The organism is Micrococcus sp. ACRRV, from assembly GCF_022346985.1.
GTDB classification, from domain to species: Bacteria; Actinomycetota; Actinomycetes; order Actinomycetales; family Micrococcaceae; genus Micrococcus; species Micrococcus porci.
In genome coordinates this window covers 1-9,113 of sequence record NZ_JAKRNH010000096.1, presented here as the reverse complement: position 1 = coordinate 9,113, position 9,113 = coordinate 1, and the positions used below count along the sequence as shown (strand labels likewise).

General features: G+C 73.0%; 7 protein-coding genes. 4 read left to right on the top strand and 3 right to left on the bottom strand.

The annotated features are described in order from the left end of the window. Both MHY29_RS09640 and trpB read left to right on the top strand, forming a co-directional pair. Positions 1 to 964: ABC transporter substrate-binding protein (locus MHY29_RS09640; RefSeq protein WP_370643505.1), on the top strand; the 964-nt coding region annotated here is incomplete at its 5' end. Positions 965 to 1,443: 479 nt separating this feature from the next. After that, a complete protein-coding gene (gene trpB / locus MHY29_RS09635; protein ID WP_239240676.1) occupies positions 1,444 to 2,757 on the top strand; it encodes a tryptophan synthase subunit beta in 1,314 nt (437 codons plus the stop codon). A 31-nt stretch (positions 2,758 to 2,788) separates the two neighbouring features. Here trpB and MHY29_RS09630 read toward each other — a convergent pair whose 3' ends face one another. Then, entirely contained in the window at positions 2,789 to 3,382 is a 594-nt protein-coding gene (locus MHY29_RS09630) for a GNAT family N-acetyltransferase (RefSeq protein WP_239240673.1), read from the bottom strand. Positions 3,383 to 3,779: 397 nt separating this feature from the next. On the opposite strand from MHY29_RS09630, the gene MHY29_RS09625 reads away from it, so the two are divergent. Then, positions 3,780 to 5,030 carry a Glu/Leu/Phe/Val dehydrogenase gene (locus MHY29_RS09625; protein WP_239240670.1) on the top strand — a complete coding sequence of 417 codons (1,251 nt, stop codon included), beginning with the start codon at positions 3,780 to 3,782 and terminating at the stop codon, positions 5,028 to 5,030. A gap of 101 nt (positions 5,031 to 5,131) precedes the next feature. On the opposite strand, the gene MHY29_RS09620 is transcribed toward MHY29_RS09625, so the two are convergent. Together MHY29_RS09620 and MHY29_RS09615 are read right to left on the bottom strand one after the other, a co-directional pair. Beyond that, entirely contained in the window at positions 5,132 to 6,718 is a 1,587-nt protein-coding gene (locus tag MHY29_RS09620) for a ribonuclease J (RefSeq protein ID WP_239240679.1), read from the bottom strand. A 313-nt stretch (positions 6,719 to 7,031) separates the two neighbouring features. Further along, positions 7,032 to 8,051: a DMT family transporter gene (locus MHY29_RS09615; RefSeq protein WP_239240667.1), complete on the bottom strand. Its 1,020-nt coding sequence runs from the start codon at positions 8,049 to 8,051 to the stop codon at positions 7,032 to 7,034. A gap of 151 nt (positions 8,052 to 8,202) precedes the next feature. On the opposite strand from MHY29_RS09615, the gene MHY29_RS09610 reads away from it, so the two are divergent. Beyond that, complete coding sequence (locus tag MHY29_RS09610; protein ID WP_239240665.1) at positions 8,203 to 8,916, top strand: type 1 glutamine amidotransferase domain-containing protein; 714 nt, start codon at positions 8,203 to 8,205, stop codon at positions 8,914 to 8,916. Positions 8,917 to 9,113: the final 197 nt, after the last annotated feature.

The window sequence follows — 9,113 nt, the reverse complement described above, 5'->3', positions numbered from 1 at the left end:
CTCCTCCGCCCTGAGCCGTCGCGCGCCGCGCCGCGCCGTCCTCGGCCTGCTGGCCGCGTCCCCGCTGCTGGCGGCCTGCGGCGGCGACCCCCTGGCCGAGGGGTCGTCGAGCCCCGCGCCGGGCTCCGGCGGCACCGACGCCGGCGGCGCCGTCACGGTGGGCTCCGCGAACTTCGCGGAGTCGGAGATCCTCGGCGAGCTGTACGCCCAGGTCCTCGAGGCCAAGGGCCTGCAGGTGGAGCGCCGCATGCAGATCGGCGCCCGCGAGGTCTACCTCGACGCGCTCAAGGACGGCTCGATCGATCTGATCGCCGAGTACACCGGCAACCTCCTGGGCTACGTCGACAAGGAGGCCACCGCGACGTCGTCGGCCGACGTGGAGGCCGCGCTGAAGGCGGCCCTCCCGGACCACCTGACGACCCTCGCCGTGGCCCAGGCCGAGGACAAGGACTCCTACAACGTCACCAAGGCGTTCTCGGAGGAGAACGGGATCACCTCCCTCGCCGACCTCGCCGCCCACCCCGGCACCCTCCGCGTGGGCGGCCTGCCCGAGCTCGCCCAGCGCGACTACGGAGCCGGCCTCGCCGGCCTGCAGGAGGTCTACGGGGTGCCCCAGGACAAGCTCGAGTTCACCCCCATCAGCGACGGCGGCGGCCCCCTCACCGTGCGCGCCCTCGTGGACGGGGACGTGGACCTGGCCAACATCTTCTCCACGACGCCGGCCATCAAGGACAACGGCTTCGTCACCCTGGAGGACCCGAAGGGCATGATCACAGCGCAGAACGTGGTCCCCCTGATGGCCAAGGACAAGGTGACGGACCGCATCCGCGAGGCCGTGGAGGCCGTCCAGGCGCAGCTGACCACGGACGACCTGCTGGCCATGAACGCCGCCAACGCGGGCGAGGCCAAGCGCCAGCCGCGTCAGGTGGCGGCGGACTGGCTGCGGCAGAAGGGGCTGGTCTGAGCCGGTCCCGGGTCGGAGGAGCCTGGGCGCCCGCCCCCGGCCCGCACGATCCCCGCCTGCCCCTGCGCAAGGCGGGGTTCCGCCACGCCGGCGACGCCGCCCGCTGGGTGCGCAGCCTCACCCCGCTCGGCGCACCCGTGCCCCAGGGGGCGGAGTTGACCCGCCGCATCCTGCAGGCCCGGCCGGAGCTGCCCGTGGACGCGGCGCAGGCCCTGACCCTCCTGGCCGAGGGCGCAGGGCCGGGGGAGGACGCGGTGTGATGAGCGCGGCGGCGGGGCGTCACAGCGACACCCGCCGCCCTGCGACAGGAGTACCCTCGTCCCCATGCAGATCCGTGCGCAGCAGTGGTGGACCGCCTGAGGGCGGTCTCCACGTCGTGCGCACACCACGAACGAGCCGTCCGGAATCCGGGCGGCTCGTCCCACGAGCGGCCCGGGACGGCCAGGCTCCCGCCTGACCCCACCCTGAAGGAGACCGCCATGACCCACCGCAATCCCGAGGACAACGCCCTCCGGGCCCCCGACGCCGCCCGCCCCGAGCCTCGCACGCTCGCCGAGGCCACGGACCTCGTGCACACCCCGGACCTCACGGCCGGCGCCGACGGCATGTTCGGCACCTACGGCGGCGCCGTCCTGCCGCCGGAGCTCGCCGGCCCCATGGCCGAGGTCGCGGAGGCCTACGAGGAGGCCCGCCACGACCCCGAGTTCTACGCCGAGTACCGCCGCCTGCTGCGCGACGTCGTCGGGCGTCCGTCCCCGCTGACCCCGCTGCACAGGCTCTCCGACGAGCTGGGCGGCGCCCGGATCGTCCTCAAGCGCGAGGACCTGAACCACACGGGCGCCCACAAGATCAACCACACCATCGGTGAGGCGCTGCTGGCCAAGCGCATGGGCAAGCGCAGCCTGATCGCCGAGACCGGCGCGGGACAGCACGGCGTGGCCCTGGCGACGGCGGCCGCGATGGTCGGCCTGGACTGCGAGATCCACATGGGATCGATCGACGTGGCCAAGCAGCACCCCAACGTGGTGCGCATGCGCCTGCTCGGCGCCACGGTGGTCTCCGTGGACCGGGAGGGCCGCTCGCTCAAGGAGGCCGTGGACTCCGCGTTCGACGTGTACGCCTCCGACCCGGCGCACTATCTCTTCGCGATCGGCTCCGTGGTGGGCCCGCATCCGTTCCCCACGATCGTGCGGGACTTCCAGGCCGTGGTCGGGCGCGAGGCGCGCGCCCAGTTCCTGGAGCGCTACGGCGCGCTGCCGAGCGCCGTCGTCGCGGCGGTGGGCGGCGGATCCAACGCGATGGGCGCGTTCACCGCGTTCCTCGACGACGCCGACGTGCGGCTGATCGGCGTCGAGCCCGGCGGTCGTTCGGCCACGAAGGGCGAGCACGCGATGTCGATGGCGCAGGGCGTGGACGGCGTCCTGCACGGCATGGCCACGAAGGTCCTGCAGGACGAGCAGGGCGTGCCGGACCCGGTGCACTCGATCGCCTCGGGCCTGGACTACCCGGGCGTCGGGCCGCAGCACGCACGCCTGGCGCAGCTGGGCCGCGTGGAGTACGTCGCTGAGGACGACGCCGCGGTGCTCGAGGCCTTCCAGCGCCTCACCAAGCTGGAGGGCATCATCCCCGCGCTCGAGTCCGCGCACGCCGTGGCCCGCGCGATCCGCATGGCTCCCGGGCTCGGCACGGACCAGCGGATCCTCGTCAACCTCTCCGGCCGCGGCGACAAGGACGTGGACTACGTGGCCGAGACGCTCGGCCTCACCGGGGACGCCGACGAGGTGGTGCGCTGACGGCGCCGCGCGGGCGGACGGCGCTCTCAGCTCAGTCCGCAGGCGACGAGCCGGCCAGCCGCGCCTCGAGTCCCCCGCGCACCGCGGGCCACTCGGCGGCGAGCACGCTGAAGTAGTCGACGTCCGCGACGGTGCCGTCCGCGGCGGGCCGGAAGGCGCGCAGCGTGCCCTCGAAGGTCGCGCCGAGGCGCAGGATCGCCCGGTGGGAGCGGGTGTTGCGGTGGTCGCACCGCAGCCCCACCCGCTCCACGCCGAGCGCCTCGAACGCGTGGCGGAGCAGGAGCAGCTTGCACGCCGGGTTCACCTCCGTGCCCCAGACCTCGCGCGCGTAGATCGTGTGCCCCACGTCCACGCGCACCCCGGGCACGTGCTCGTAGTACGCGGTGCGGCCCACGAACTCCCCGTCCCGTTCGACGGCGAACGCGGTGAGGTCCTCGCGGGCCATGAGCTGGGCGAGGTGGGCGGCCATGGCCTCGTCCGACGTGGGCAGGGGCGAGCTCATCCCCGCCCATGACCCGGCGTCGACGAGCGCGCGGAGCCGCGGGGCGTCGTCGAGGGTGAGGGGGCGCAGGCGCACCGCGCCGTGCTCGAGGAGGAGGTCGGCGGGGAGCTGCGCGGCAGGCATGGGCGTGAGCGTAGCGCGCGCTGCCGTGCGAGGGCACGCGATCCGCGGGGCTGTTCTCCCCGAGCCAGCGCCCGGTGAAGGGCCGGGCGCGGCCGGGAAGCCGGGCCTCACCGGGGCGGTCCGCCGCGGCGCGTCCGCATCTTGTTGAACAATTCGTCCACGGAGAGGCGCCGCGGCTGACGGTTCGTCTTCACTCCGGGGGTGTCGAGGCCGCCGCCCTGGTCTGCCGGGGGCGCAGGGGCCTAGCGTCGAACCCTGGCACACAACGTCGTGGCCGCCTCCGTGGCCTCGGCGCGCCCTCGACCAGGCCGGCCTCCGCAGACCCCTCCCGGCGTCCGCGGGATCCGACCCGGTGAGCCCACCCGCTCATTCCGTCCACGAAGGAAGACCTTTTTCGATGACCTCCGCATCGTCCCCGCTGGCCAATGCCCTGGCCCAGCTCGAGAGGGCCGTTGAGACCCTCGGCTACGACGAGGGCACCCACCAGCTGCTCGCCAACCCGCGCCGCGAGCTCTCCGTCAGCATCCCGCTGCGGCGTGACTCCGGCGAGGTCGAGGTGTTCCACGGCTACCGCGTGCAGCACAACTTCTCCCGCGGCCCCGCCAAGGGCGGCGTCCGCTTCAGCCCCTCCGTGGACCTCGACGAGGTGCGCGCTCTGGCCATGTGGATGACCTGGAAGTGTGCCCTCGTGGACGTGCCCTACGGCGGCGCCAAGGGCGGCGTGGCCATCGACCCGCGCACGTACTCGCAGGCCGAGCTGGAGCGTGTGACCCGGCGCTACACCACCGAGATCCTGCCGATCATCGGCCCGGAGAAGGACATCCCGGCCCCGGACGTGGGCACGGACGAGAAGACCATGGCCTGGATGATGGACACGTTCTCCGTGGCCATGGGCTACACCGTGCAGGGCGTCGTCACCGGCAAGCCCGTCTCCTTGGGCGGCTCCCTGGGCCGCGCCGAGGCCACCTCCCGCGGCGTCGTCCACATCGCGCTCGCCGCGCTCAAACACAAGGGCATCGAGCCCGCCCAGGCCACCGCGTCCGTGCAGGGCTTCGGCAAGGTCGGCGCCGGCACGGTGGAGTTCCTCGCCGACGCCGGCGTGAAGGTCCTGGCCGTGTCCGACCAGTACGGCGCCGTCCGCCGCGAGGAGGGCATCGACTACGCCGCCCTCGCCGCCCACGTAGCCGAGACCGGCTCCGTGGTCGACTGCCCCGGCACCGAGCCCATGGACCCCGCCGAGCTGCTCACCATGGAGGTCGACGTCCTGGTGCCCGCCGCTGTCGAGGGCGTGCTCACCAAGGACAACGCCGGCGACGTCAAGGCGAAGATCGTGGTGGAGGGCGCCAACGGCCCGACCACCGGTGAGGCCGACGCCATCCTCAACGAGAACGGCGTGCTCGTGGCCCCGGACATCCTGGCCAACGCGGGCGGCGTGATCGTCTCCTACTTCGAGTGGGCGCAGGCCAACCAGGCCTACCGCTGGACGCTCCAGGAGGTCAACGACCGCCTCGCCGCGCGCATGCGCACCGCGTGGGACGGCGTCCTGGCCGCCAGCCAGAAGCACGGCGTGAGCCTTCGCGAGGCCGCCACCGTGACCGCCGTGAAGCGCGTCAAGGAGGCCCACGAGATCCGCGGCCTCTACCCGTGATCTGACGCCGGCCCCGGCACGACGACGCCCCCGCAGCCTCCACGAGGAGGGTGCGGGGGCGTCGTCGTCAGCTCCCCGAAGACGTCGAGGGCGGGGTCGGCTCAGGCGTCCACGACCACCACGGTCACCAGCGGCGCGCGGCGGTAGGCGCGCTCCAGGTGACGGGTGACGGCGTCGCCGATCACGCGCTCGAGCTTCTCGATGTCGTCGATGTCCTGGACGTTCGAGCGGGACAGGGCGGACTTCACCTTCTCCGCGGCGCCCTTGAACACGGACGCGTCCTGGATGAAGCCCTTGGTCATGAACTCGAGCGGCTCGGCCAGCTGGTTGGTGTCCGGGTCGACGATCGCCACGACCGTGACGACGCCGGCCTCCTGCATGGTGCGGCGCTCCTCGAGGGTGCCCTCGGTGACCTTGCCGATCGTGTCGCCGTCCACGTAGACGAGGCCGGCCTCGACCTTGCCCGCCACGGAGACCCTGCCGTCCACCAGGTCCAGGACGTCGCCGTCCTTGGTGATGAACACGCGGTCCTCCGGGAGGCCGGTCTTCTTGGCCAGCTCCGCGTTGGCGTGCAGGTGCGCGGCCTCGCCGTGCACGGGCATCACGTTGCGGGGCTGCACGATGTTGTAGCAGTACACCAGCTCGCCGGCGGAGGCGTGGCCGGAGACGTGCACCTTCGCGTTGCCCTTGTGCACCACGTTCACGCCCATGTCCGTGAACTTGTTGATGATGCCGGTGATGGAGGTCTCGTTGCCCGGCACCACGGAGGAGGCCAGGAGGACGGTGTCCCCCTTGTTCAGCTTGATCTGGTGCGTCTGGTTGGCCATGCGGCCCAGCGCGGCCATCGGCTCGCCCTGGGAGCCGGTGGAGATCAGGGCGATCTTCTCGTCCGGCATGTCCTGCAGCTTCTTGAAGTCCACCACGAGGCCCTTGGGGATCTTGAGGTAGCCCAGGTCGCCGGCGATGCCCATGTTGCGCACCATCGAGCGCCCCACGAAGGCGACCTTGCGGCCGGAGGCGTGGGCGGCGTCGAGCACCTGCTGGATGCGGTGCACGTGCGAGGCGAACGAGGAGACGATGATCCGCTTCGGCGCCGTGCGGAACACGTGGTCGATGGCGGGGGTCAGCTCGCGCTCGGAGATGGTGAAGCCCGGGACCTCCGCGTTGGTGGAGTCCGTGAGGAACACGTCCACACCCTCCTCGCCCAGGCGGGCGAAGTGGCGCAGGTCGGTGATGCGGCGGTCCAGCGGGAACTGGTCCATCTTGAAGTCGCCGGTGTGCAGGATCAGGCCGGCCTCCGTGCGGATCGCCACGGCGAGCGCGTCCGGGATGGAGTGGTTCACGGCCACGAACTCGAGCTCGAACGGGCCCATGTGGCGCTTGTCCTCTGCGACCACCATGTGGGTCTTGGGGACGATCTTGTGCTCCTTGAGCTTGGCCTCGATGAAGGCCAGCGTCAGCTCCGAGCCGATCAGGGGGATGTCCGGGCGCTCCTTGAGGAGGTACGGGACGCCGCCGATGTGGTCCTCGTGGCCGTGGGTCAGCACGACGCCGACGACGTCCTGCAGGCGGTCACGGATGGAGGTGAAGTCCGGCAGGATCACGTCGATGCCGGGCTGGTGGTCCTCCGGGAAGAGCACGCCGCAGTCCACGATCAGGAGCTTGCCCTGGTGCTCGAAGACGGTCATGTTGCGGCCGATCTCGCCGAGGCCGCCGAGCGGGGTGATGCGCAGACCGCCCTTCGCGAGCTGGCCGGGGGCGCCGGAGGACCGGGAGCGGCGGGACTGGCCGCCGCCGCGGCGGCGGGAGGAGGAGTTGCGGGAGGAACGAGTCAAGTCAGCGTGCTTTCGTCAGTCGGACAGAGGGGTGGGCACGCGCTCGGATCGAGGGCGTGCCGCGTGTCCCGCCCGCGGCGGGCCCAGGGGCGCGCGCAGGGAGCGGGTGAAGTCTTCCTCTAGACTACGGCCTTTTGCCCAGGCCGGGGGCGACGACGCCGCCCGCTCACCCCCGGCGGGCGCGGCGCCGGGACGCGCGGAGCCCCGCGGGGACCTGCGGCGAGGACGCCACGACCATGGCCGCGAGCGCCCCGAGTGTGCCGACCACCGTCAGCCAGGTGACCTGCGCACCGGGGGCGGGGGCCACGACGTCGAGCAGCAGGGAGCCGACGAGCTGGCCGGCGACCATGCCGAGGGTGGTGAGGAACGCGCCCACCCGGGGGATGAGGAAGGCGCCCAGCCCCACGAACACGGTGCCCAACGGCCCGCCGAGGTACATCCACCACGCCGCGGGGAGCGGCCCCATGCCGGCGCCCGTGCCCGCCGCGACGGCCGTGGCCGCGGCGAGCACCGCCGTCCCGGCCGCGAAGTTCACCAGCGTCGGGGGCAGCGGGGTGCCGAAGTGCGCCGTCTGGTGGCCGTTCATCGCCTGCTGGCCGCTCGTGGCCACGCCCGCCGCCAGCGGCAGCACCGCCAGCGCCAGCCAGGCCCCCGGGGATCCCGACTCCTGCAGCCGCGGCCACACCACCGCGGTGACCGCGCAGAACGCCAGGAGCGCCCCGAAGAGGCGGCGCCGGCTGATCCGCTGCACGCCCGCGGGTGTCCACCCGAGCCGGTCCCAGAGCATCCCGCCGAGCATCTGCCCGGTCACGACGGCCACCGTGAACACCGCCACGCCGATCAACGGGATCGTCCACGCCTGCGTCAGCACGAACGCCGCGCCGATGGTGCCGGCGAGCAGCTGCCACCAGCGCACGTCGCCGTTCCGCACGGCAGCGGGGATCCGTGCGGCGCCCCGTCGGCCGGAGGGCAGCAGGAGCGTGGCGAGGACCAGGACGGCCAGGCCCGTGGCGAAGGACGCACACGCAGCGAGCGCCGGCGAGCCGACCGCCAGGGACAGCGCCGAGTTCACCCGCCCCTGGACCGGCATGGCCAGGCCGGCGACGAGCGCCAGCAGGAACAGCAGCGCCGTCGTCGCCCCGGAGCGCGGCGCGGGCGTGAGGGCGGGGGAGGAGGAGGCAGGCACCGGCCCAGGATGGCACGCGACGGCTCGGGGTCCTGCCGATGCGTCCGCCCGCGTCAGGACGCGCGTCCTGGCCAAGACCCCCGCGTGCCGGGAAGACTGGCGGACGGACGGGCGGCGAACGCCGCCCGCGGACGTGCCGCAAGGAGGCCCCATGACCAAGGTCCTGTTCGTCGTCAGCGCCGCCGACCAGTGGACGCTCAAGGACGGCACCGTGCACCCCACCGGCTTCTGGGCCGAGGAGCTCGTGGTGCCGCACCAGACGTTCACCGAGGCCGGCTGGCACGTGGACATCGCGACGCCGGGCGGCCGCGTGCCCACCGTGGACCGGCTGAGCCTCGGGATGATGGCCGGGTCCCCGGCCAAGCGCGAGCAGCTGAGGGCCGCCCTGGACCGGCTGCGCCCCGCGCTGGAGCGCCCCCTGGTGCTCGCCGACGTGGACGACTCCGCCTACGACCTCGTGTTCTACCCCGGCGGCCACGGCCCCATGGAGGACCTGGCCTACGACCCGGTGTCCGGCGCGCTGATCGCCCGCCGTCTGCTGGACGAGGCCCCGCTGGCCCTGCTGTGCCACGCCCCGGCCGCCGTGTTCGCGGCCAAGCGCGCCGACGGCACGATCGTGGCCGAGGGCCGCCGCATGACCGCGTTCTCCGACCTCGAGGAGAAGCTGAACCCGTTCGCCCGCAAGGCGAAGTGGACCCTCGAGGCCCAGCTCAAGCACGGCGGCGTGCAGTACGAGAAGGCGCGCTTCCCCATGCAGTCGCACGTCGTGGCGGACGGCGCCCTGTACACCGGGCAGAACCCGCAGTCCTCGGCGGCCCTCGCCGAGCGCCTCGTGCACGACCTCAGCGCCCGCGTCGAGCGCTGAGTCCGGGGCAGCCGCCGCTTTCGTTCGCGAAACGGACGGCGTGTCGCTCGCTTTCGTGCGCGAAACGGACGGCGTGTCGCTCGCTGTCGTGCGTGAAACGCACGCGGGCAGGGCTCGCCTGCCGTTTCACACACGAAAGTGCCCGGGGAGGGGTTCATTTCACGCACGAAAGCGCGGGGGGTTCGGGGGTGATCAGG